The 21,279-nt window shown below is 65.7% G+C and carries 25 protein-coding genes; 7 read left to right on the top strand and 18 right to left on the bottom strand.

Annotated features, from left to right (window positions below):
- Positions 1-174: 174 nt before the first annotated feature.
- From ACP159_RS11625 to ribA, 4 genes are read right to left on the bottom strand one after another with little or no spacing between them, the layout of a single operon-like run.
- The gene (locus tag ACP159_RS11625; protein ID WP_425099881.1) at positions 175-693 is read right to left on the bottom strand and encodes a L,D-transpeptidase family protein; all 519 of its coding nucleotides are present in this window, start codon (positions 691-693) and stop codon (positions 175-177) included.
- Positions 690-1,694: an LLM class flavin-dependent oxidoreductase gene (locus ACP159_RS11630; protein ID WP_425099882.1), complete on the bottom strand. Its 1,005-nt coding sequence runs from the start codon at positions 1,692-1,694 to the stop codon at positions 690-692. Before ACP159_RS11630 ends, ACP159_RS11625 begins: the two co-directional genes overlap by 4 nt.
- Before the next feature lie 51 nt (positions 1,695-1,745).
- Positions 1,746-2,258 carry a hypothetical protein gene (locus ACP159_RS11635; RefSeq protein ID WP_425099883.1) on the bottom strand — a complete coding sequence of 171 codons (513 nt, stop codon included), beginning with the start codon at positions 2,256-2,258 and terminating at the stop codon, positions 1,746-1,748.
- Positions 2,255-3,337: a GTP cyclohydrolase II gene (gene ribA, locus ACP159_RS11640; RefSeq protein ID WP_425099884.1), complete on the bottom strand. Its 1,083-nt coding sequence runs from the start codon at positions 3,335-3,337 to the stop codon at positions 2,255-2,257. Before ribA ends, ACP159_RS11635 begins: the two co-directional genes overlap by 4 nt.
- A 147-nt stretch (positions 3,338-3,484) precedes the next feature.
- Here ribA and ACP159_RS11645 point away from each other — a divergent pair, with 147 nt between their 5' ends.
- Positions 3,485-4,171, top strand: coding sequence for a response regulator transcription factor (locus tag ACP159_RS11645; RefSeq protein WP_425100021.1), 687 nt, complete (start codon positions 3,485-3,487; stop codon positions 4,169-4,171).
- Positions 4,172-4,367: 196 nt separating this feature from the next.
- Here the strand turns inward: ACP159_RS11645 and ACP159_RS11650 are convergent, their stop codons facing one another.
- Together ACP159_RS11650 and ACP159_RS11655 are read right to left on the bottom strand one after the other, a co-directional pair.
- Positions 4,368-4,826, bottom strand: coding sequence for a hypothetical protein (locus ACP159_RS11650; RefSeq protein WP_425099885.1), 459 nt, complete (start codon positions 4,824-4,826; stop codon positions 4,368-4,370).
- A 29-nt stretch (positions 4,827-4,855) separates the two neighbouring features.
- Entirely contained in the window at positions 4,856-6,205 is a 1,350-nt protein-coding gene (locus ACP159_RS11655; RefSeq protein ID WP_425099886.1) for a hypothetical protein, read from the bottom strand.
- 302 nt (positions 6,206-6,507) lie between these two features.
- Here ACP159_RS11655 and pnp point away from each other — a divergent pair, with 302 nt between their 5' ends.
- On the top strand, positions 6,508-8,652 hold the full coding sequence (pnp, locus tag ACP159_RS11660) for a polyribonucleotide nucleotidyltransferase (protein WP_425099887.1): 2,145 nt from the start codon (positions 6,508-6,510) through the stop codon (positions 8,650-8,652).
- An 82-nt stretch (positions 8,653-8,734) separates the two neighbouring features.
- Here the strand turns inward: pnp and ACP159_RS11665 are convergent, their stop codons facing one another.
- On the bottom strand, positions 8,735-9,163 hold the full coding sequence (locus ACP159_RS11665; protein WP_425099888.1) for an organic hydroperoxide resistance protein: 429 nt from the start codon (positions 9,161-9,163) through the stop codon (positions 8,735-8,737).
- A 105-nt stretch (positions 9,164-9,268) separates the two neighbouring features.
- On the opposite strand from ACP159_RS11665, the gene ACP159_RS11670 reads away from it, so the two are divergent.
- Entirely contained in the window at positions 9,269-9,703 is a 435-nt protein-coding gene (locus ACP159_RS11670; protein ID WP_425099889.1) for a MarR family winged helix-turn-helix transcriptional regulator, read from the top strand.
- A gap of 181 nt (positions 9,704-9,884) precedes the next feature.
- Here ACP159_RS11670 and ACP159_RS11675 read toward each other — a convergent pair whose 3' ends face one another.
- Entirely contained in the window at positions 9,885-10,289 is a 405-nt protein-coding gene (locus ACP159_RS11675) for a YybH family protein (RefSeq protein WP_425099890.1), read from the bottom strand.
- A gap of 84 nt (positions 10,290-10,373) precedes the next feature.
- On the opposite strand from ACP159_RS11675, the gene ACP159_RS11680 reads away from it, so the two are divergent.
- Positions 10,374-10,721, top strand: coding sequence for a YigZ family protein (locus ACP159_RS11680; protein ID WP_425099891.1), 348 nt, complete (start codon positions 10,374-10,376; stop codon positions 10,719-10,721).
- A 116-nt stretch (positions 10,722-10,837) separates the two neighbouring features.
- A complete protein-coding gene (locus tag ACP159_RS11685; protein WP_425099892.1) occupies positions 10,838-10,984 on the top strand; it encodes a hypothetical protein in 147 nt (48 codons plus the stop codon).
- Between the two features lie 127 nt (positions 10,985-11,111).
- On the opposite strand, the gene rpsO is transcribed toward ACP159_RS11685, so the two are convergent.
- The 4 genes from rpsO to ACP159_RS11705 form a co-directional block, all read right to left on the bottom strand.
- Positions 11,112-11,381 carry a 30S ribosomal protein S15 gene (rpsO, locus tag ACP159_RS11690; RefSeq protein ID WP_425099894.1) on the bottom strand — a complete coding sequence of 90 codons (270 nt, stop codon included), beginning with the start codon at positions 11,379-11,381 and terminating at the stop codon, positions 11,112-11,114.
- A gap of 189 nt (positions 11,382-11,570) precedes the next feature.
- Positions 11,571-12,773, bottom strand: a complete 1,203-nt coding sequence (locus ACP159_RS11695; RefSeq protein WP_425099895.1) for a calcium-binding protein — start codon at positions 12,771-12,773, stop codon at positions 11,571-11,573.
- A 116-nt stretch (positions 12,774-12,889) separates the two neighbouring features.
- The gene (locus ACP159_RS11700; protein WP_425099896.1) at positions 12,890-13,189 is read right to left on the bottom strand and encodes a DUF5665 domain-containing protein; all 300 of its coding nucleotides are present in this window, start codon (positions 13,187-13,189) and stop codon (positions 12,890-12,892) included.
- Positions 13,179-13,697 (bottom strand): DUF1643 domain-containing protein, encoded by a 519-nt coding sequence (locus ACP159_RS11705; protein WP_425099898.1) that lies wholly within the window; start codon positions 13,695-13,697, stop codon positions 13,179-13,181. Before ACP159_RS11705 ends, ACP159_RS11700 begins: the two co-directional genes overlap by 11 nt.
- Before the next feature lie 93 nt (positions 13,698-13,790).
- On the opposite strand from ACP159_RS11705, the gene ACP159_RS11710 reads away from it, so the two are divergent.
- Positions 13,791-14,765 (top strand): threonine ammonia-lyase, encoded by a 975-nt coding sequence (locus tag ACP159_RS11710; protein ID WP_425099899.1) that lies wholly within the window; start codon positions 13,791-13,793, stop codon positions 14,763-14,765.
- Positions 14,766-14,856: 91 nt separating this feature from the next.
- On the opposite strand, the gene ACP159_RS11715 is transcribed toward ACP159_RS11710, so the two are convergent.
- From ACP159_RS11715 to ACP159_RS11740, 6 genes are all read right to left on the bottom strand, one after another.
- Positions 14,857-15,039 (bottom strand): Trm112 family protein, encoded by a 183-nt coding sequence (locus ACP159_RS11715; protein WP_425099900.1) that lies wholly within the window; start codon positions 15,037-15,039, stop codon positions 14,857-14,859.
- Entirely contained in the window at positions 15,036-15,677 is a 642-nt protein-coding gene (locus ACP159_RS11720; RefSeq protein ID WP_425099901.1) for an LON peptidase substrate-binding domain-containing protein, read from the bottom strand. The genes ACP159_RS11715 and ACP159_RS11720 overlap by 4 nt, the downstream gene beginning before the upstream one ends.
- Before the next feature lie 27 nt (positions 15,678-15,704).
- The gene (trxA, locus tag ACP159_RS11725; protein WP_425099902.1) at positions 15,705-16,616 is read right to left on the bottom strand and encodes a thioredoxin; all 912 of its coding nucleotides are present in this window, start codon (positions 16,614-16,616) and stop codon (positions 15,705-15,707) included.
- 137 nt (positions 16,617-16,753) lie between these two features.
- Positions 16,754-17,542 (bottom strand): exodeoxyribonuclease III, encoded by a 789-nt coding sequence (locus ACP159_RS11730; protein ID WP_425099903.1) that lies wholly within the window; start codon positions 17,540-17,542, stop codon positions 16,754-16,756.
- Between the two features lie 119 nt (positions 17,543-17,661).
- Positions 17,662-18,699, bottom strand: coding sequence for a succinylglutamate desuccinylase/aspartoacylase family protein (locus tag ACP159_RS11735; RefSeq protein ID WP_425099904.1), 1,038 nt, complete (start codon positions 18,697-18,699; stop codon positions 17,662-17,664).
- Positions 18,700-18,899: 200 nt separating this feature from the next.
- A complete protein-coding gene (locus ACP159_RS11740; protein ID WP_425099905.1) occupies positions 18,900-19,553 on the bottom strand; it encodes a peroxiredoxin in 654 nt (217 codons plus the stop codon).
- A gap of 204 nt (positions 19,554-19,757) precedes the next feature.
- Between ACP159_RS11740 and ACP159_RS11745 the strand changes: the two genes are divergently transcribed.
- Positions 19,758-21,197 (top strand): aldehyde dehydrogenase family protein, encoded by a 1,440-nt coding sequence (locus ACP159_RS11745; protein ID WP_425099906.1) that lies wholly within the window; start codon positions 19,758-19,760, stop codon positions 21,195-21,197.
- Positions 21,198-21,279: the final 82 nt, after the last annotated feature.

The following is a 21,279-nucleotide window of genomic DNA, read 5'->3' on the forward strand; positions in this document are numbered from 1 at the left end:
GGTTTGGTGGCGGGGGGGGGGGGCCGCCGGGGGGGTGGGGGGGGCGCGGGGGGGGGGCCGCCCCCCCGACGCGCCTTCGGCGCGGAAAAATTTTGCCGGGACAAAATTTTCTTCGGGGCTCTGCCCCGGACCCCGCGGTATTTCAGGACCAGAGAAGATTTCGGGACGGCGCAGTCAGATCGCAGCGCGGCGCAGGCCCGGGCTGATGATGAGTTTCGTGCCCGGGTTTACGCGATCAGCAATCTGCCGAAGGTGGTATGGCCGGAAGGCGATGCAGCCCTCTGTCGGAAAGCCAGGTCTGCGCCAGCGGTGCAGGAAGATGGCGGAGCCTTTACCCGGGATCGCCTTCGGCCAGTTCCAGTCGGTCAGCAGAATCAGATCGTAAAGTCTGTCGGCGCGGTGGAGCCTTTCGTGGCTGCCCGCATAGGGGGCTTTGACCCATTGGTTGTAGGCGGCGGCGCTGACATCGTCGGACCAGAGATCGCCCGGCCCGATGGGCTCCGCCCAGGGCGCGGGCCGGGCCATGCGGTCCGGGCGGTACAGCATGCCGGTGATGCGGTGCACCCCGGCTGGCGTGCCGCCGTCGCCCTCGCGTTTGTCCGTCACCACGCCGCCCCGCCCGATGGTGCAGGGCCAGAGGCGACCGGCAAAGCGCAACCCGCCCGGGGTCAGCACCATGTCCATGGCCGTCATGCGGCCACAGCCTCGCTGTTGATCCGTTGCATGACCTGCGCCGCGATCTCGAAGCTGCGCTTGCGGGCGGCGTGATCGTGGATCTGCCCGGTGAAGATCACCTCGTCCGGGCGGTGGGTTTCGATCAAGGCGCGGAGTTGCGCCTCGACCTGCGGCGGAGCGCCTACCGCCGTAATCCGGAGCGCCTCGTTCACCGCAGGTAGGGCAGCTTGCGGCACGACGGCGGACAGGTCATCCACCGGGGCAGGCAGCTTGCCGGGCCTGCCGGTCCTGAGCCGGTAGAAGCCGAGCTGCATCGTCGTGCGCAGCCGCCGTGCCTCGGCTTCCGTGTCGGCGGCGAAGATGTTGACCGCCATCATGGCGTGTGGCTTGTCGAGGCTTTCGGAGGGCTTGAAGTAGCGCCGGTAGACCTCGAACGCCTGCTCCAGCGCGGCGGGGGCAAAGTGCGAGGCGAAGGCATAGGGCAGGCCCAGCATCGCCGCCACCTGTGCGCCGTGCAGGGACGACCCGAGAATCCAGAGCGGCACGCCGGTGCCCTCCCCCGGCAGTGCCCGCACCCGGCGGTCCGGGTTCTCGGGTCCGAAAAGCTCGCGCAGTTCGGCCACCTCGTTATGGAAGTTTTCCGCGCGGGCGTGATGCACGCCCAGCGCCTGCATCACCGCCTGATCGCCGCCCGGCGCGCGGCCGAGGCCGAGGTCGATCCTTCCCGGGTAGAGCGTCGCCAGCGTGCCGAACGCCTCCGCCACCGCCAGCGGCGCATGGTTCGGCAGCATGATGCCGCCTGCACCAACCCGCATGGTCTTCGTCAGTCCCGCCACATGGCCGATCAGCACCGCCGTTGCCGCCGAGGCGATACCCGGCATGTTGTGGTGCTCGGCCATCCAGTAGCGGTGATAGCCGAGCCGCTCCGCGTGCTGCGCCAGATCGCCGGTGTTGCGCAGGGCATCGGCTGCGGTGAATCCCTCGGGCACGGGGGACAAATCGAGCAGGGAATAGCGCATGTCGGTCTCCTTTGGATGCAGACTTAATCAGGCAGGAGCAGCCCGCAAGGGTCAACGGTGGATCAATCCACGCTTCTCGGGATCATACCGGTTGACGAAAGGCTTGCCGTTGAAGGTGTGTGTGCAGCAGGAACAGGCCGGGAAAAGATGTTCGATGCGCAGGTCCGGATCGACCCATGCCAGCCGCCCGTTCCCGTCCACGCACAACCGAGCCATGTAGCTGCTTTCGCCGGTGCGGGCGAGCGGGCCATCCGAGCCATCGAGGTCGACCACATGAAAGATCGCCCCCTCTCGGTCGAGCCGGGAAACCGCTTCCGCATGGACGGTTTCCCAGGGTTCCCCGACCTTGGACAAAAGGAACCGGTAGAGCGGCGTGTAATCCACACCGTGCCGGACCCCTTGCGCCATGCCATGCGCCGGGTGTGCGGTATCGTCCGCCGCCTTTGTCCCCCGCAGATGCCGCGCCTTGGTGCCGCCACCGCCGCGATGATGGACCCCGTGGGTGCGCGTATTGACCTTGCGCCAGAGCGGCGCCTTCGTGCCGCGCTCGTCGCGGCTGGTCAAAACAGATGCCCGGATTTCTCCGCCTTCGTCGCCAGATAGCGGGCGTTGAACGCGGTCTCGCCGACCTTCAGCGGCACACGCTCCGTCACCGTTATTCCACAGTGCTTCAGCATCGCCACCTTCGCCGGGTTGTTGGTCAGAAGCCTGACCGAGGAAAACCCCATGGTGTCCAGCATTTGCGCCCCGAGCCGGAAATCGCGCTCGTCGTCCTCGAAGCCAAGCCTGTGGTTCGCTTCCACCGTGTCGAAGCCCTGATCCTGCAGGGAATAGGCGCGCATCTTGTTGGCAAGGCCAATGCCGCGCCCCTCCTGATTGAGGTACAAGAGCACGCCGCTGCCCTCCTGCCCCATCCGCATCAGCGCCGCGTTCAGCTGCGGGCCGCAGTCGCACTTGAGGCTCCCCAGCAGATCGCCGGTGAAACAGGCCGAATGCAGGCGGGCGAGCACCGGCGCGGCGCGGTCCGGGTGGCCGATCTCGATGGCGTAATGCTCGTCGCTGCCGTCTTCCGGGCGGAAGATATGCAGCCGGGCATTTTCCGCCGCACGGAGCGGAACCTTGGCCGAGACCACATGCACCAGCGCGGGCAGCGCTTCCAGGGCCGGGGCGACCGCCTCCGCCTGCAGGGACACCAGCCCCTGCGCCGCCGCGATGCCACCCTCAACCGGCACCACCAGTGCCGCGGGCAGAAGTCGGGCGGTCTTGCACAGGGCCACCGCCAGCCGATGCAGCGCCGCATCGCCGCCGCGCCGTGTCTGCAGCGGGCCCTTCATCGGCACCGAGAGGTCATCGGCCGGGTCCGCCAACGCCTGGACCCAGGACATCGCCGCGTCGTCGGGCAGGACGACCCGCGCCACATCGCCATCATAGGCCCGCGCCTTCAGCGTCTCCGCCCGCCGCCCGGTCAGAACCAGGTCCACCGCCCCAAGTGCCATCATCCCGCGCAGCCGCGCCGGGCTCAGGGTTTCCGCCGAGGCGATCAGCGCCGCGCCCTGCGCGCCTTCGAGCACCACCGGAACGCCCATGCGCAGGTCCGCCCGTGCACGGCTCAGCGTTTCGTTCAGGTCCGGTGAAAAGGCCATGGCAGGTCCATCATCTGTAACAAAGGGCAGGGTTTTCTGTAACATTCCCACGCCCCGGACACGAGGCCGTGAACGCGTTGCAGCATTCCTTGCCGGACCGGCAAAATGTCCACATCTCACCGGAAAGGCAAGACGGAGGTCATTTCCATGGCACAGCTCAAGAATATCCTTCTGGTGGACGACGACGACGATCTGCGCGAGGCGCTGGCCGAGCAACTGGTCATGACCGAGGATTTCGAGGTCTTCGAAGCGGACAGCGGCACCACCGCCATGGCTCGCGTCAAGGAACAGAATTACGAACTGGTCATCCTCGACGTTGGCCTGCCCGACACCGATGGCCGCGAACTTTGTCGCCTGATGCGCAAGCAGGGAGTCAAGGCGCCGATCATCATGCTGACCGGACATGACAGCGACGCGGACACCATTCTCGGGCTCGACGCCGGGGCCAACGACTACGTGACCAAGCCCTTCAAATTCCCCGTCCTTCTCGCCCGCATTCGCGCCCAGTTGCGCCAGCACGAGCAGTCCGAGGATGCGGTGTTCACCGTCGGCCCCTATACCTTCAAGCCCGCGATGAAGATGCTGGTGACCGAAGACGACAAGAAGATCCGCCTGACGGAGAAGGAAACCAACATCCTCAAGTTCCTCTACCGTGCCACCGAGGGCGTCGTCCCGCGCGACACGCTGCTGCACGAGGTCTGGGGCTACAACGCGGGCGTGACGACTCACACGCTTGAGACGCACATCTATCGGTTGCGCCAGAAAATCGAGCCGAACCCCTCGAACGCCTCGCTTCTGGTCACGGAATCCGGCGGCTACCGGCTTGTTTCGTAAAGTTTAATACGGGACTGATGCAAAAATACCTGACCGAAGCAGCTTTTTTTGACCCAGATCAAAGTCGCATTGCACGGACACCATAAAGACTGGCATCATTCTTTCATGAACACCCGTTGCGTGTGCGGGTCATCACACGCACCTCCCTGTTGGACTGGCCCGGGCTACCACCCGGGCCTTTTTTTTGTCAAAGCGCTCAGGACTCGATGCCGATCTCCGTGATTGCGCCATCCAGTGTCATGTAAACGCCGAGCATGTGATCGACATCGAAGCCGGTCATCTGGAAATCGAGCACTACCGTATCCTGCTCTGACGCCCAGATGCGCGTCAGCCGCAGGATGGACCACAGCTGTTTGGCCCCCACCGTTTCGGGCTTCATCCCTCCGAAGACACGGGAGAACTCCTCCGGCAGTTCCTCCGCGAGCCAGCCCGGCACGAAGTCGGCGATCTCGTCGTAGTCCGCGATGAACCGCGCCTCGATGGCCTCAAGATGCGCCGGGAGGCTGTCGAGAAACCCGGCAAGCGCCCGCACAGCATCCGGCGTCAGGTCCATTTCGTCCATGTCGAGCGGCACCGGCGCGGTCAGTGGCCCCTGCGCAGGGAGAACGGCGTCATGGTCGTCGAAGGCGATATCGCCGAAGAGCTTGGTTTTCATCGGGTTTCCGGATCTGATTGTCAGGATTGTCAGGATTGGCGGCGGCGGGCCAGCACAGCCAGACCGAGTAGCAGTAGCGGCAAGGTCGCGGGCAAGGGCACCGGCGCGATCTGCGTCAAGCGATAGAGCGCGCCGCTCTGTTCCGCAAGCAGTCCCGCGCTGCCATCGGCAAACAGGAAGAACCGCAGGTCCACCCGGTCCAGCCCGAGCAACGCCTGCAGCGTCGTCGCTTGCCCGGAGGCGTCCAGCAGCTGCACCGCATACACCGTGTTCAGCGCCCCCGTCGCCCCGGCCAGCGTGGCATAGAGCGAGCCATTGACGAGATCACCAAACAGCAGACCGATGCTGGAGAAGGACACCTCCGACGCCACCGGCCCGGTCACCGCAAAGAAGCCGTCGTGATCCTCGCGCCCGAATTGGGCGAAGGGCTGCACGAACCCGGCCTCGCCGAGCGGCGCAAGTCCGGTGACCGTCGCGGCGGCTTCCGGCCCTTCGCTGACATAGAAGGTCCCCTCCCGCGCCAGACCATCGCCGCCGCGGCCCCAGCCGAAATTCTCCACCACCCCGGTGTCCAGCAGCTCCGCCAGTGAGACGACGTTGATCTCCTCAGCCACGGTCCAGCCGATGTCGGAAAACGCAATCGCCGTCTGGCTGGCGTCGGTCCATGTCAGGTGCTGCACGTTGCGCACACCCTTGGCCGCCACCGTCACCGCGCCGGTTGCGCCGTCGATCACCAGCAGCTTGGACAGCGTCGAGCCGTCGTCCTGTGGTGCGGACAGCCCGTCGTAGTTCTGGTTCAGGTTGTCTCCCCGCGCATAGAGCAGGTCGCCGTTCGGCAACACCAGCATCCCGCCGCCATGATGCCCGAAGGTCCGCGCCTCGAAAGCCGCGAGCGGCACCGGGTTGGTCAGGCTGCCATCCGGCGCGATGTCGTAGCTGTAGATCAGGTCATAGCGCGGGTTCGCCTGGCTGTATGCCGGATCGTCGGGCAAGGGCGCAGGCGTGCCGAAACCGCTTGGCAGGGTGGACGCGAAATAGCCGACATAGGCCTTGCCCCCTGCCCCGGCGATGTTGGTGATCCCGGCCGTGCTGGCGAGGGTCAGACCCGGCGGCAGGCCGCTCTCGTCGAGGATCACCTTCGGCCCGCCCGGCCCTTGTATGGAGATTGTCCGCGCCCCCTGGTCCACGACATAGAGCGCACCGTCGATGGCCACCGGCTCGGCGATGTTCGTGCTGCTGCTCGCCGTCGCCACCGTCCCGGCATAGGTCGCCTGTACCGTCAGACCGGAGGCCTGCACCGGGGCGGGCGTCATCGTGCTGGCGTCGGCGGACGCGACAAATCCGGCAGTCAGAAGGGCGGCGGCGAGGGCAGCAAGCATGAAAAAGGTCCCATGAAAACGATCTGTCGCACAAGGCATGTGTCCAAGGCTAGGCCCCGGCGGACCCGCGTGCAAGCAAACCCCGCCGCACATGGGCCCGGATCCCCGTGCTTTTCCGCCGTTTTCGCTTGCCACACACGCTTTCGTCGCTTTCCAAAAGCCCGAAAAACCTGTATGCGCCCCCCATCTGAGACGTGACGCTTTGTCCCCGGCGCATGGCATGATGAAGGGGGCGGCGGCAATGGGGCCGCCAGTCAAACGGGAGACCCGGAGGGCCGGGAGTGCTCCCATAAGGATACACGATGTTCAAAGAAACGAAAAAGTCGATGCAGTGGGGCGAAGAGACCCTCACGCTGGAAACGGGCAAGATCGCCCGCCAGGCCGACGGCACCGTCATCGCCACGCTGGGCGAGACCTCCGTCATGGCCAACGTCACCTTCGCGAAGGCCGCGAAGGAAGGGCAGGACTTCTTCCCGCTCACCGTCCACTACCAGGAAAAATATTACGCCGCCGGTAAGGTTCCGGGTGGCTTCTTCAAGCGCGAGGCGCGGCCGACCGAAAAGGAAACGCTGACCGCCCGTTTGATCGACCGTCCGATCCGCCCGCTCTTCGTCCCCGGCTTCAAGAATGAAGTCCTCGTGATGTGCACCGTGCTCAGCCACGACCTCGTCAACGACCCGGACGTGGTTGCGATGATCGCCGCCTCCGCCGCGCTGACCATCTCCGGCGCGCCCTTCCGCGGCCCGATCGCCGGTGCCCGCGTCGGTTTCGAAGACGGTGAATACGTCCTGAACCCGACCGTCGACGACATGCAGGGTCTCCGCGAGAACCCCGAGCAGCGTCTCGACCTCGTCGTCGCCGGCACCAAGGACGCCGTGATGATGGTCGAATCCGAGGCCTATGAGCTGACCGAAGAGGAAATGCTCGGCGCGGTCCTGTTCGCCCACGAGCAGATCCAGCCGGTGATCGACCTGATCATCGAGCTGGCCGAGGAAGCCGCGAAGGAACCCTTCGACTTCACCCCGCCGGATTACTCCGCGCTCTACGAGGCCGTGAAAGCCGCCGGTGAAGACAAGATGAAGGCCGCTTACGCGATCACCGACAAGCAACAGCGCGTCGCCGCCGTCTCCGCCGCCAAGGACGAAATCAAGGCCGCTCTGAGCGAAGAGCAGCTGGCCGACGAGAACCTCGGCTCCGCGCTGAAGAAGCTCGAGTCCGTCGTCCTGCGCTCCGACGTGGTCAAGAACAAGCGCCGCATCGACGGCCGCGCGCTCGACGAGGTCCGCCCGATCGTGTCGGAAACCGGCCTGCTGCCGCGCACCCACGGCTCCGCGCTCTTCACCCGGGGCGAGACCCAGGCGCTGGTGGTGACCACCCTAGGCACCGGCGATGACGAGCAGTTCATCGACGCGCTGCACGGCAACTTCAAATCCAACTTCATGCTGCATTACAACTTCCCGCCCTACTCGGTCGGCGAAGTGGGCCGCGTCGGCTCCCCGGGTCGCCGCGAGATCGGCCACGGCAAGCTGGCATGGCGCGCGTTGCAGGCCGTCCTGCCCGCGGCGACGGACTTCCCCTACACCCTGCGTCTCGTGTCCGAGATCACCGAATCCAACGGCTCGTCCTCGATGGCCTCCGTCTGCGGCGGCTCGCTCTCGATGATGGACGCCGGTGTGCCGCTCAAGGCGCCGGTGGCCGGTGTGGCCATGGGTCTCGTGCTGGAAGATGACGGCGACTACGCGGTTCTGACCGACATCCTTGGCGACGAGGATCACCTCGGCGACATGGACTTCAAGGTGGCTGGCACCGAGAAGGGCATCACCTCGCTCCAGATGGACATCAAAGTCGCTGGCATCACGCCGGAGATCATGAAGACCGCACTGGCACAGGCGAAAGAAGGCCGTCTGCACATCCTCGGCGAAATGGCGAAGGCCCTGTCCGAAGCTTCCGAGTTCTCCGTGCACGCCCCGCGCATCGAGACCATGCAGATCCCGACCGACAAGATCCGCGAAGTCATCGGCTCGGGCGGCAAGGTGATCCGCGAGATCGTCGAAGTCTCTGGTGCGAAGGTCGACATCAACGACGAAGGCATCATCAAGATCGCCTCCCCGAACGGCGACTCGATCAAGAAGGCCTACGACATGATCTGGTCGATCGTGGCCGAGCCGGAAGAGGGCAAGGTCTATGACGGCAAGGTCGTGAAGATCGTCGACTTCGGCGCCTTCGTGAACTTCTTCGGCAAGCGGGACGGCCTCGTGCACGTCTCCCAGATCGAGAACCGCCGCCTGAACCACCCGTCCGACGTCCTCAAGGAAGGTCAGGACGTGAAGGTCAAGCTGCTCGGCTTCGACGATCGCGGCAAGGTCCGCCTGTCCATGAAGTGCGTGGACCAGGAAACCGGCGAAGAGATCGTCCAGGAAAAGAAGACCAAGGAAGAAGACGCCTGATCTTCGGCCTGGCCGGACCGCGAAACGACGCAGGGCACCCACTCGGGTGCCCTATTTTTTTTGACGCTGCGGCGCCGCCCGGTCAGGCGAGTTCGGTCTCGACCGAAATATTGCCCTTGGTTGCGTTCGAATACGGGCAGATGAAGTGCCCGCGCTCGACGATCTTTTCCGCAATGTCACGGTCCACGCCGGGCAGGGACACAACCAGCTTGACCGCCAGCCCGAAGCCGCCATCGCTGCGCGGACCGATCCCGACGTGGGCCTTGACCTTTGCATCCGCCGGAACGGTGCCCAGCTTTTCGCTGCTTGCCGCAAACCGCATCGCGCCAAGGAAACAGGCGGCATAACCGGTGGCGAAAAGCTCTTCCGGGTTATGCCCCTTGCCCGAACCACCCAACTCGACAGGGCTGGTCATCGTCACGGTCAGCTTGCCATCGGCGAGCCCCGCCGTGCCATTGCGCCCTTCGCCGGTCGCATGGGCTTCGGTCCAGTATTTCACATCGACGCTCATGGGATATCTCCTCTTTGTCGTACACGCTTATATCGCATACGATATAAACCGCTCCTGAAAACGTCAACCCTTGCGATCTTGTCGTGCACGACATAGTTTGCACTCATGACCCTCGCCCCCAAAGACATGCTCTGCTTTGCGCTGTATTCAACCAGCCATGCCATGCAACAAAGCTACAGGCCGCTGTTGGAAGAGCTTGGGCTGACCTATCCGCAGTATCTCGTCATGGCGGCCCTGTGGCGGGAAGATGGTGTGACAATGGGCGCCTTGGGCCGGGACGTAAAACTGACGAGCAACACGCTGACGCCGCTTGTCAAACGCCTGGAAGCGCGGGGCCTGATCACACGGTCGCGCGGCACGGCCGACGAACGCCAGGTCCGAATCGATCTGACTGAAGCAGGCCGCGCGCTTCAATCTCCGGCCGAAACCGTCGGCGCACGCTTTCTCGAATGCACGGGCCTGACCTACGAAGAGGCCACCGCATTGCACGGCACTCTGGTTTCCCTGCAGGACCGTCTGCGCGCCGCCGCGGAAGGCTGAGCGGACTCGCCGGAATTTGCGGGGAACTTCAGGGTTTCTTTACCAATGACCGGGTAAGCTGAAGTCATCAAAAGGCACGTACTGGTAACGGACACTGTGTGACACTCACGGGATGCGTCCGAAGGCCCCGGCGAGGATGTCGGGGCCTTTTTTTGATCCGAGCTTAGCCCGCTCCCGGCGGTCAACTGGCCGGGCTGGCGTGACGGTGGATCAGCTTCCAGCCCTCCGCGCCCATCTGGAATATCTCCGTAACCCGCAGGCGCATCTCCTGCGCCTTGCCGTCCACCTCCACCTTGGCTGCCTGGTAGCCGACCCAGTAACCGTACTCGTCCGAACTGCCGCTCTCCAGCACCTCGAAAAAGGTCGTGCCACCCGGCGCGAAATGCTCCGCTCCCCGGGCGTTCGCATCGTTGACCGAGGCGGCACCCGTGACCACAGCGCCATCTGGTGCAAAGAAACTCGCGGGGCCTTCCTGTGCCGAAAGGTCCAGCAACAGGTCCGCACGGCCGGTCACATAGGCCCTCGCGGCATTCTCCCGCGCCTTCATGAAGTCGTCGAAATTCGGTCGGGTCAGGGATTGGTCCATTTGGCATCTCCTTTGTCTCGCCCTCTCAACGCCGGGGTCGCAAAAGGGTTGCACCAGCCCGCGACCCTGCCTACCCGGGAGGCCATGCTTGTGCTCGAGAGCATCATCACCGACCGTGGCTCGCGCTACGCCGTCTCCGGCGGGTCCTGCACCTCCGCCGATGACGCCGCCGCCTTTCTCAAGGCGCTGAAGCGGCGCAAGAAGTTCGCCAAGGCGACCCACAATAGCTGGGCCTGTCTGACGGCGGATGCGCCTCTCAAGAACGACGACGGAGAGAGCGGCGCTGGTATGGTCATCCTGAGGATGCTAGAGCGCGAGGGAGTGACCAACCACATCGTGGTGGTTACGCGTTGGTACGGCGGCAAGCATCTGGGCGGCGACCGTTTCCGTCATGTACAGGAAGCGGTTCGATTGTATCTCGAGGCGCGGTAAGGGTTCGCTAACCACGATCCGCTACCCTGGCGGGATGAAATTGCCTTGCGCCTCCCAGGCCGACCTCTGGCTCGATCAGCTGTTCTCGGCACAATCCGTGCAAAAAGGGCGGCGTTGTGCGGCGCTCTGTTTTTGCCGTGGACGCGGAAGTCGGTCGCGACCGCTTCATCGCCGAAGTGCGGCTGCGTGGCTTCCACCTGGTCGAAGGCGGCGGCCAGTTCATCATCATCTGCTGCCGCGGTCCGGTGCGCCACAACTTCTGAACGCGGAAGGTGAGCAGAATTTTAGTCTAAAATTCTGCTCACCTTCCAGACACCAAAACGCCCGCCTTCCGCGTGGAAGACGGGCGTTTCACTGTCCCTCGGAGCCCTTTTCAGGCTTAGGGCGCGCTTAGCGGCGGATGCCGAGGCGCTGAATCAGGGCCTGGTAGCGGGCTTCGTCCTTGACCTTGGTATAGTCCAGCAGCTTGCGGCGCTGGGCGACGAGCTTGAGCAGGCCACGACGCGAATGGTTGTCTTTCTTGTGCGTCTTGAAGTGCTCGGTCAGGGTCGAGATGCGCGAGGTCAGGATGGCAACCTGGACTTCGGGCGAACCGGTGTCGCCTTCCTTGGTCGCGAATTCCTTCATCAGGCGGTTTTTTTCTTCTACCGTAATCGACATCGGGGTCTCCTTTCGGATCATGGGGTTATGGCGCAAGCCGGGATGTCGTCCAGCAGGGCCCGTGGAGAAAATCCACCCGTCGTCCGGGTGGATGCGGGCTGATAGACGATTCACGGTCTCTTGGAAAGCCCCTGAATCGCGCTCAGATCCGGTATTTCTGGGAAGATCGGCCTATCCGCGCCGCACAGGTCAGACAAAGGCCCCTGCAGCGCTTTCACCCACCAGAACGATGGTGCTTACATCCGGGGCCGAAGCAGTCGTCAGGGTCCCCAAAACCGTGCCATCCACCACGATCTCCGTCACGGCGGGATCGTCGGCATTCAGACGCAGGGTGAGATCAGGCGTGGCCGCCCCGCCTGCGTCGTCGTAAACGATCACGATCTGGTCCTCGCCTGCATCGAAATCGGCGAGGTCCGCCGCGTCGTCAACGATCCAGTCACCCAACATGAAGACATCGGCCCCGTCGCCGCCGGTCACCGTGTCACCCTCTCCCGCCACCAGCGTATCCGCGCCGTCGCCACCATTCAGGAAGTCGCCCTCGTCCTGGTCCGTGCCGTCGCCGCCGCGCTCCACGCCGATCACCAGATCGTTGTCCCAACCGCCGAACAGCGTGTCCTGCCCGAGGCCGCCGGCCAGCGTGTCTGCCCCTTCGCGGCCCATCAGCGCGTCGTCTCCGTCGCCGCCGTCCATCAGGTCGTCGCCAAGACCGCCCCAAAGCTCGTCGCCGCCGTCGTCGCCGGACATCACGTCGTTTCCGTCATGACCAAAGAGCTGATCGTCATCCGCGCCGCCGGACAGCACGTCGTCCCCGGCGCCCCCATGCAGCGTGTCGTTCTCGCTGCCGCCCAGCAGCGTGTCGTTGCCGTCGCTGCCGTAAAGCTCGTCATCGGAGGCGCGCGCATCGATCAGGTCGTCACCCGCGCCGCCGTTCAGCAGATCGGTCTGGTCGGTGCCGTCCAGCGTGTCATCCGCATCGCTGCCCGCCTCGATCAACCCCGGCATGTTGATCAGCCCCATGCGGCCGAACAGCGTGCTGGTCTGCGATACCGGACCCGGGTTCGGGGTCAAGCCGATATCCATGTGGACGGTCTGGGTTACGGGTGCCTGGCTCGCGGCCTGCTGGCTGGCGGTCACCGTGCTCCCCGCGTCCGCCGCGTCCTCGGAGGTCTCGTCAACGGCGGCGTCGCCGCCTTCGCCCGTCGCAAAGTCCAGAATACTGGTACCGTTCCCGGTATCTTCCGGCTCGGCATCCTCGCCGGACAATCCCGGTCCGTCGCCTGCCTGCGCGTCGGTGTCCTCCTCCGCATGGTCGGTCTCGCCCGCGATCGGCAGGCTGGCAAAGGCCACCGACCCCAGCACCATCATTCCCATGAGGCCCGCAAGAAAGAACATGATGTGAAACCTCGCACTCCACCGCGACCACTATCCGGCATCGGGAGAGTCCGATCAATGGAATTCCCCCAAAGCGGTTAACGCTGGTTAACGCTCCGCAAGGTCCGGGCACCGGGTCACCGGGTAATCTCACGCTCGCCGGGGCGGATCTCCTCGATGATCTGCGTCGCCAAGTTGCCGAGGATCGGAATGAATTCGATCTGGCTCAGGAACAACACCATGACCGAGACAAGCGCCGAGGCCCCGACCACCGTCCCGAGCCCCATGGCAAGGCCGCGCACGAACTGGAACATGATCATCCGGAAGTACGAATTCTGCACCCGGATGAACCTGTGCCGGTTCAGACGGTGCACCTCGTCCGCCAACCGTGTCAGGTCCTGATGGAATTGTTCGGAACGCTCCGGGTCAAGCTGCATAACGGGACTCTCGTGGCCACTCTGTCGGGTTCACCTTGTAGGATACATACAGCGGATGGCGCGGATGGCCACCCTTTGTCAGGCCGAGGTGCCGCACGTCGCCCTGCAGAAGCGGCGCAATCCGGGCCGCCTGCCCGAGAAAGGTACCATGCACGCCCCATGCCGCCACGGTCAGCGCCGCCGCGCCGGACCAGGCCCGCAGCAGGCCTTCGTTCTGCGGCCCGACGGGATCCGCGGCCCGACGCAGGTCTTCGGGCCGCGTGGCGCGGAAGGCGAAAAGATTGGCAATCCGGACCGCGCCGCAGCCCATGGCCTGCGCCCGCCGCTGGCAGCGCTCTATGGTCGGATCGTTGCGGTGTTCGTCGGCGGTCGAGGGGTTGAGCATCACGAACAGCACCCCCGGCAGCGCCGCGTCCCAGACACGCGCCAGACCGTAGCGATAGGTTTCGCAGGGCGAGTACAGCGCCATGCTGCGCACACCCTCCGCCTCTGCCTGCCGTTCGATCATGTCCCGCAGCATGCCGGGACCGGGACACGTTGACAAGGGCGGCAAACCGGGGCCCACTCCGCCCTATCCAGACGCGCAATCCCGAGGACTTCCATGGACATCACCCGCATCGAAGCCGCCGCAAGGCGGTTGCAAGGCCACGCCCGCCGCACGCCGCTGCTCGGGGCACCGGCGCTGGACGAGATCGCCGGGCGGCGGCTGCTGGTCAAGCCGGAATGCCTGCAGCGCACCGGCAGCTTCAAGTTCCGTGGCGGCTGGTCCGCCGTCTCCGCTCTGCCCGAAGACATCCGCGCGCGGGGCGTCATCGCCTTCTCCTCCGGCAATCATGCACAGGGTGTGGCGCTGGCGGCGCGGGAGCACGGCGTGCCGGCGGTCATCATCATGCCCTCCGACGCACCAAGCCTGAAGATCGGCAACACCCGGGCGCTCGGGGCCGAGGTCGTGCTCTATGAGCGCGGACGCGAGGCCCGTGAGGAGATCGGTCAGAGGCTGTCGCAGGAGCGCGGTCTGACCCTCATCAAACCCTACGACGAGCCGGAGGTGATCGCCGGACAAGGCACCTGCGGTCTGGAGATCGCGGAACAGGCGGCACAGATGGGCATTGCGAAGGCCGAGGTGCTGGTCTGCTGCGGCGGCGGTGGCCTGACCGCCGGCATCGCCTTGGCGCTGGAAGCCCGCGCTCCCGGCATGACGATCCATCCCGCCGAACCCGAAGGCTACGACGACACCGCGCGCTCCCTCGCCTGCGGCGAACGGCAGCGCAACGCCTCGGAATCCGGTGGACTGTGCGACGCCATCCTGACGCCGACGCCGGGCGAGCTGACCTTCCCGATCACGTCCCGTCTCTGCGGTCCGGGGGTGGTGGTCTCCGACGACGACGTCCTGCGTGCCATGGCGCTGGCCTTCCGCCACCTCAAGGTCGTCGCCGAACCGGGCGGCGCGGTGGCGCTGGCCGGAGCGCTGTTCCACGGCGACGAACTGGACGGTGATACGGTGATCGCCACGATTTCCGGCGGCAACGTCGACGAGGCGGTGTTCATGCGGGCGCTGGCCACGTTGGCCTCTTGATCCATCCGGGAAATCCGTGGCGAGCCCGGATAGGGTGGGTTGAAAACCCACCCTACATCCCCGCCGCGGCCTGAACGCGCAAGCGGCCGGTTCAGTCCTTCAACGCCCGCGCCTCATCCACCAGCATCACCGGGATGCCATTCCGGATCGGAAACGCCAGCCCGGCAGCCTTGCTGACCAGTTCCTGCTTCTCGACATCGTAATCCAGCCCGGACTGCGTCACCGGACAGACCAGCGCCTCCAGCATCCGCGGATCGAACGCCTTTTCGCTCATTGCATCACATCCCCTTCACCGCCCCGGAGGGCATATTCGATCAAGGTCACCAAGGTCTCCCGCCGCGTCGCCAGCGACGGCGCCTCCAGCAGCGCCTGCTTGTCCTCCGGCGTGAAATCCAGCAGCATCGACAAGGAGTTGATCAGCAACTCGTCGTCCGCATCCTCCAGCGTCGGCCAATCCGCCGACAGATCCCGCGCGGTGAAATACCTGTCCAGCAGCCGCATGAACGCCTTGCGCTGAAACCCCTCATCCTCTTCGCACCCGGCCCGGTCCCGCTCGAAGCCGTCCCAGCTGACCTCGCAACGGCGGTAGGGCGTGAACCCCTCGACCTCCGCCTGCACCCGGAAGCGCGACAGGCCGCTGAGCGTGATCATGTAGCGCCCGTCCTCCGTCTCGGAGAATTGCGTCACCCGACCGGCACAGCCGATCCGGTGCAGCGCGTTGTCCGCACGCCCCGGCACCACGCTCGGCTGGATCATCCCGATCAGCCGGTGAGAGGTCTTCAGGCAGTCCTCCAACATGGTCAGGTAACGCGGCTCGAACAGATGCAGCGGCAGCCGGGACCGGGGCAGCAGGAGCGCCCCCGGCAACGGGAACACGGGGATCACCCCCGGCAGATCGATGCGTGTCTTCATACCCGCCGACGTAGCCCGCGCCGGGCCTCAGGCAAACAGCATCGACGACAATTTCCGCCGGCCAGTCAACACCACCGGATCGTTCGGCTTGAGCGCGTCGAAGATGGTGAACAGCTGGGTCTTGGCCGCGCTGTCGTTCCACTCCCGGTCGCGCCGGAACAACTCCAGGAGCTGCGCCACCGCGCCCGCCGCGTCGCCATTGGCATAGAGTGCCTGCGCCAGGTCGAACCGCGCCTGGTGGTTGTCCGGCTCGGCATCCACTGCGGCCTGCAACTCCGCCACCGGACCGGCGTTGGCCGCCTGCTTCGCCAGCTGCAACGCCGCATGGGCGGCCTCCAGTTCGGCCGCCTTGGAAATCTCCACCGGCGCACCGTTGAGGATCGCCTCCGCCTGCTCCAGATCGTCCATGGCGATATGCGCCTGCACCATCCCGGCATAGGCCTTGGCATTGGCCGGGTCCTCCCCCAGCACCGCCGCGAAGGTCTGCGCCGCATCCACCGCCGCACCCTGCTCCAGCATCTCGTAAGCCGCCGCGATGGCGTCATCCAGACCGCCGGAGGCATCGCCCCCCGCCGCCTGCACCACGCGCTCGATGAAGGCCTTCAGCTCGGACGCCGGAAGCGCCCCCTGAAAGCCGTCCACCGGCTGACCCTTGTAGAAGGCATAGACAGTCGGGATCGACTGAATGCGCATCTGCGAGGCGATCATCTGCGCCTCGTCGACGTTGACCTTCACCATGCGCACCGCGCCCCGGGCCGCGGAGACAGCCGCTTCCAGAGCCGGCCCCAGCGTCTTGCACGGGCCGCACCAGGGCGCCCAGAAATCCACGATGACGGGGATGTCCTGCGAGCCGTCCACGACCTCCGCCATGAACTCCGCCTCGGTGATGTCCTTGACCAGATCGCCCACCGGCGCCTGACCTTTTCCCAGTTCGAGCATGTTAGCCTCCGCTCCTGCGGTTTCCTTGCCTGCTAGATGGCCCAGCGTCGCGCATCTTGCAAGGGCGGCGGGGCACAGCCCCGCCCTACGGACCGTCCGGCCCGGTCCGTAGGGTGGGTTTTCAACCCACCGTCCGGCTAAACATCAAACGACGCGAACACCGGCGCATGATCCGACGGCTGTTCCCAGCCCCGCGCGGCCCGCAACACCTTGGACGAATGCGCCGCCCCGGCGATGTCCGGCGTCGCCCAGACGTGATCCAGCCGCCGCCCCTTGTCCGCCGCGTCCCAGTCCTTCGCGCGGTAGGACCACCACGAATACAGCTTGCCCTGCGGGATGTCCGCCCTCGTGACATCCACCCAGCCACCTGCCTCCTGCACCTCGGCCAGCGCCTCGACCTCGACGGGCGTATGCGAGACGATCTTCAGCAGTTTCTTGTGATCCCAGACGTCATCCTCGCGCGGCGCGATGTTCAGGTCCCCGACCAGCACCGACCGCTCCGGCGGCGCGGCGCGGAACCAGTCCCGCATCTCCGCGAGATAATCCAGCTTCTGCCCGAATTTCTCGTTCTGCTCCCGGTCCGGGATGTCGCCTCCGGCTGGCACGTAGAAATTGTGGATCACCACCCCGTTGTCCAGCTGCGCCGCCACATGCCGCGCATGTCCCAGCCCGGCGAAATCCCGGTCCCCAAGATCCGTCAGCGGCAGCTTGGACAGGATCGCGACACCGTTGTAGCCCTTCTGCCCCCGCGCCACCACATGGCCATAGCCCAGTGCCGCGAATCCCTCCAGCGGCAGCTTGTCCACCGGCGCCTTGCACTCCTGCAGGCAGAGCACGTCCGGGCTCTCCGCCCGCAGCAACTGCTCGACCAGCGCCGCCCGCAGCCGCACCGAATTGATGTTCCAAGTTGCCAGTGTAAAGCCCATGCCCGCTCTCCCGTTCGCAGTCGGGCGCAGAGTGCAACGGACCGGATCAGGGCGCAACCCGCCCTTTCTTCTCTTTGAAAATACTCTAAAAAAATCCAGTCCCCGCCGCAGGCGCGGGCTCAGATGATCTCGTCCTCGTCGAACATCGCCGGGACCTCCGGGTGCGCGTCGAACACGCCCGCCGCCGCCTTTGCCGCCTTCGGCTTCTCCGGGCGGCCGATGTGGAACAGCGCGTCGCCCTCGTTGACCACCGGCAGATGCGAACGCCCGACGATGATGCCGTGCTCTTCCGCCACGATCTCCGCCTCGCGCTCGCCGAACGGGTCGGTGACGATGCCGAGCACCATGCCCGGATCGACCCATTCGCCGCTGGCCTTCAGGGTGCGCAGCAGCCCGCCGGACGGCGCCCGCAGCCAGCTCGACCCCTCGCACAGCACCCCGTGCTTGCGCGGCTTCGGCACGCCGCGCTCCGGGATCATCTCCAGCGCCGCCATGACCCGAAGGATGCCCGCCACCCCGGCGCGGGCGGCGAACTCATCGAAGCGCAACCCCTCGCCCGCCTCGTACAGGAGCACGTCCACACCCGCCCGCTCCGCTTCCATCCGGAGCGAGCCGTCGCGGACCCTGGACATCATCGTCACCGGCGCGGCAAAGGCCTCGCCCAACGCCTTCAACCGTTTGTTCCCGGGCGTCAGGCGGATCTGCGGCAGGTTCTCGCGGCCCACCGCCGCCGAATGCAGGTCGATCCCCACGTCGGCCCGCAGCACCACCTCGCGCATGAACAGCTCCGCCAGCCGCGCGGCAAGGGACCCGGATGCATGGCCCGGGAAACAGCGGTTCAGGTCGCGCCGGTCCGGCAGGTAGCGGCTCTGGTTCAGGAACCCGAAGGAGTTGACGATCGGCACCGCGATCAGCGTGCCCGCCAGACGCGACACCGGCGCCGCCTTCAGCAGACGCCGCACGATCTCTACGCCGATCACCTCGTCGCCGTGGATCGCGGCGGAGACGAACATCACCGGACCCGGCCGCTTGCCATGCACCACATGCGCCGAAAGCGTCACCGGCGTGTGATCCGACAGCACCGAGACCGGCAGATCGACGGTGCGGCGGGTTCCGGGTGCGACGGTCTCGAAGCCGAGAACGAAGGCGTCGGGCATGAGCAATCTCCTGATCTGCCTGCGGAAATTACGGCGCCCCGCCGGGCCGCGCAACTCTCACGATGGATGGCGACCGGCACAGCACCCCAAAAGCGCCTCATCTGCTGTCCGACCGGGCACGATCCGGAAAACAAAAGCCCCCGGCGCTCTGTCGCCGGGGGCTGCCATGTCTTTTCGTCTTGCCCGAAAGGGTCCGCCGCTCAGGCCGGGTCCTTTGCGAACCGCAGGTAGGGCAGCTTGATATCCAGCGCGCCGTATTTCGCTTCGGCGGCGGCATTGTCCAGCGACAGTGCGACGATCACGTCCTGCCCGGTCTCCCAGTTCGCCGGGGTCGCCAGCGGCTGCTCGTAGGTGCGCTGCAGCCCATCCAGCGCCCGCAGAATCTCGGCGAAGTTGCGGCCCACGGACATCGGGTAGGTCATCATCAACTGCACCTTCTTGTTCGGCGCGATGATGAAGACGGAGCGCACCGTCGCGCTGTCCGCCGGGGTGCGGCCATCGGGCAGATAGGCATCGGCGGGCAGCATGTCGAGCGCCTTGGACACGGTCAGGTCAATGTCCGCCACGATCGGAAAGCCCGCCTTCGCACCGGAGGTCTTCTCGATATCGCCCTTCCATTTGGTGTGCTCGGCAGCACCATCGACGGAGATGCCCATCACCTTGGTGTTCCGCTTCGCCCACTCGTCCGAGAGCTGCGCCACGGCACCGAACTCGGTGGTGCAGACCGGGGTGAAATCCTTCGGGTGCGAGAACAGGATCGCCCAGCTGTCGCCGATCCAGTCATGCAGCGTGATCTCACCAAGATCGGTCGGGACGGTCAGGTTCGGGATTTCGGAGTTGATGCGCAAGGCCATGATGACATCCTTTCTGTCAGGGGTTCTGTCAGCGTTCCCCCACGTATCTAGGATCTCCGCTGGCGGTCGTAAACGCAATTTAGATATATTCTAACTTAGCGATATTAAGCCCCCCTTGCGCCCGCGCCGGGCCGGTGACAGAGTGCCGCCAATCACCGACCATCCGGTCGGATAAAATCCCAAGATCCTTAACGGGAGGCACGCATGCTCGAAAAGAGACAATTCTACATCAACGGAACATGGGTCGATCCGGTCGACGGGACCGATCACAAGGTCATCGACCCCTCGACCGAAGAGCCCTGCGCGGTGATCTCGCTCGGCGGCAAGGCCGACACCGATGCCGCGGTCGCCGCTGCGAAGGCGGCGCTGCCCGGTTGGATGGCCACGCCGGTGGAAGAGCGCATCGCTGCGCTCGAGCGCCTTCTGGAGGCCTACAACAGCCGCACCGAGGACCTCGCGCAGGCGATGAGTATGGAAATGGGCGCGCCCATCGCCCTTGCCCGCACCAGCCAGGCCGGCGCCGGCGCGTTCCACCTCAAGAACTTCATCGCGGCCGCCAAGGCCTTCGAATGGGAAAAGCCGCTGGGTGAACACGCCCCGGACACCCGCATCATCCATGAGGCCGTGGGCGTCTGCGCGCTCATCACGCCGTGGAACTGGCCGATGAACCAGGTCACCCTGAAGGTCGGCGCGGCGCTGGTGGCCGGCAACACAATGGTGCTCAAACCCTCCGAGGAAAGCCCGATCGACGCCATGGTCTTCGCCGAGATCGTCGATGCGGCGGGCATCCCGCCGGGCGTCTTCAACCTTGTGAACGGCGATGGCGCCGGGGTCGGCTCGCAACTGTCGGCGCACCCCGATGTGGACATGGTCAGCTTCACCGGCTCCACCCGCGCGGGCACCGCCATCTCCAAGGCTGCCGCGGATACGCTCAAGCGCGTGCACCTGGAACTTGGTGGCAAGGGTGCGAACCTCGTCTTCGCCGATGCCGACGACAAGGCCGTGAAGCGCGGCGTGCTGCACATGATGAACAACTCGGGGCAGTCGTGCAACGCGCCCTCCCGGATGATCGTCGAGGCGTCGCGCTATGACGCCGCCGTCGAGGAAGCCGCCGCCGTAGCAAGCGCGGTGACGGTCGGCCCCGCCTCCGAAGACGGCCGCCACATCGGCCCGGTGGTCAACGCCGCGCAATGGGGCAAGATCCAGGATCTGATCCAGAAGGGCATCGACGAAGGCGCGCGCCTTGTTGCCGGCGGCCTCGGCCGCCCGGACGGGCTGAACAAGGGGTTCTACGTCCGCCCGACGGTGTTCGCCGATGTGACGAACGACATGACCATCGCACGCGAGGAAATCTTCGGCCCGGTGCTCTCGATCCTGAAATTCGACAGCGAGGAAGAGGCGGTTCAGATCGCCAACGACACGCCCTATGGCCTCACGAACTACGTCCAGTCGGCCGATGCGGACCGCCGCCACCGCCTCGCCAGGCAGCTGCGCTCCGGCATGGTCGAAATGAACGGCCAGGCCCGCGGTGCTGGCGCTCCTTTCGGCGGCATGAAGGCCTCGGGCAATGGCCGCGAGGCGGGCAGCTGGGGCATCCACGACTTCGTCGAGGTCAAGGCCGTGAGCGGCTGGGCGGCGGAATAGACGTCAGCAGAGGGTTTGCGCCGCGCTGACGCGCGTCGCCACGCGGGGGCTCCGCCCCCGCACCCCCGGTCGCGACACCCTC

This window comes from Tropicibacter sp. S64 (genome assembly GCF_049803835.1).
Classification (GTDB): Bacteria; Pseudomonadota; Alphaproteobacteria; order Rhodobacterales; family Rhodobacteraceae; genus Pacificoceanicola.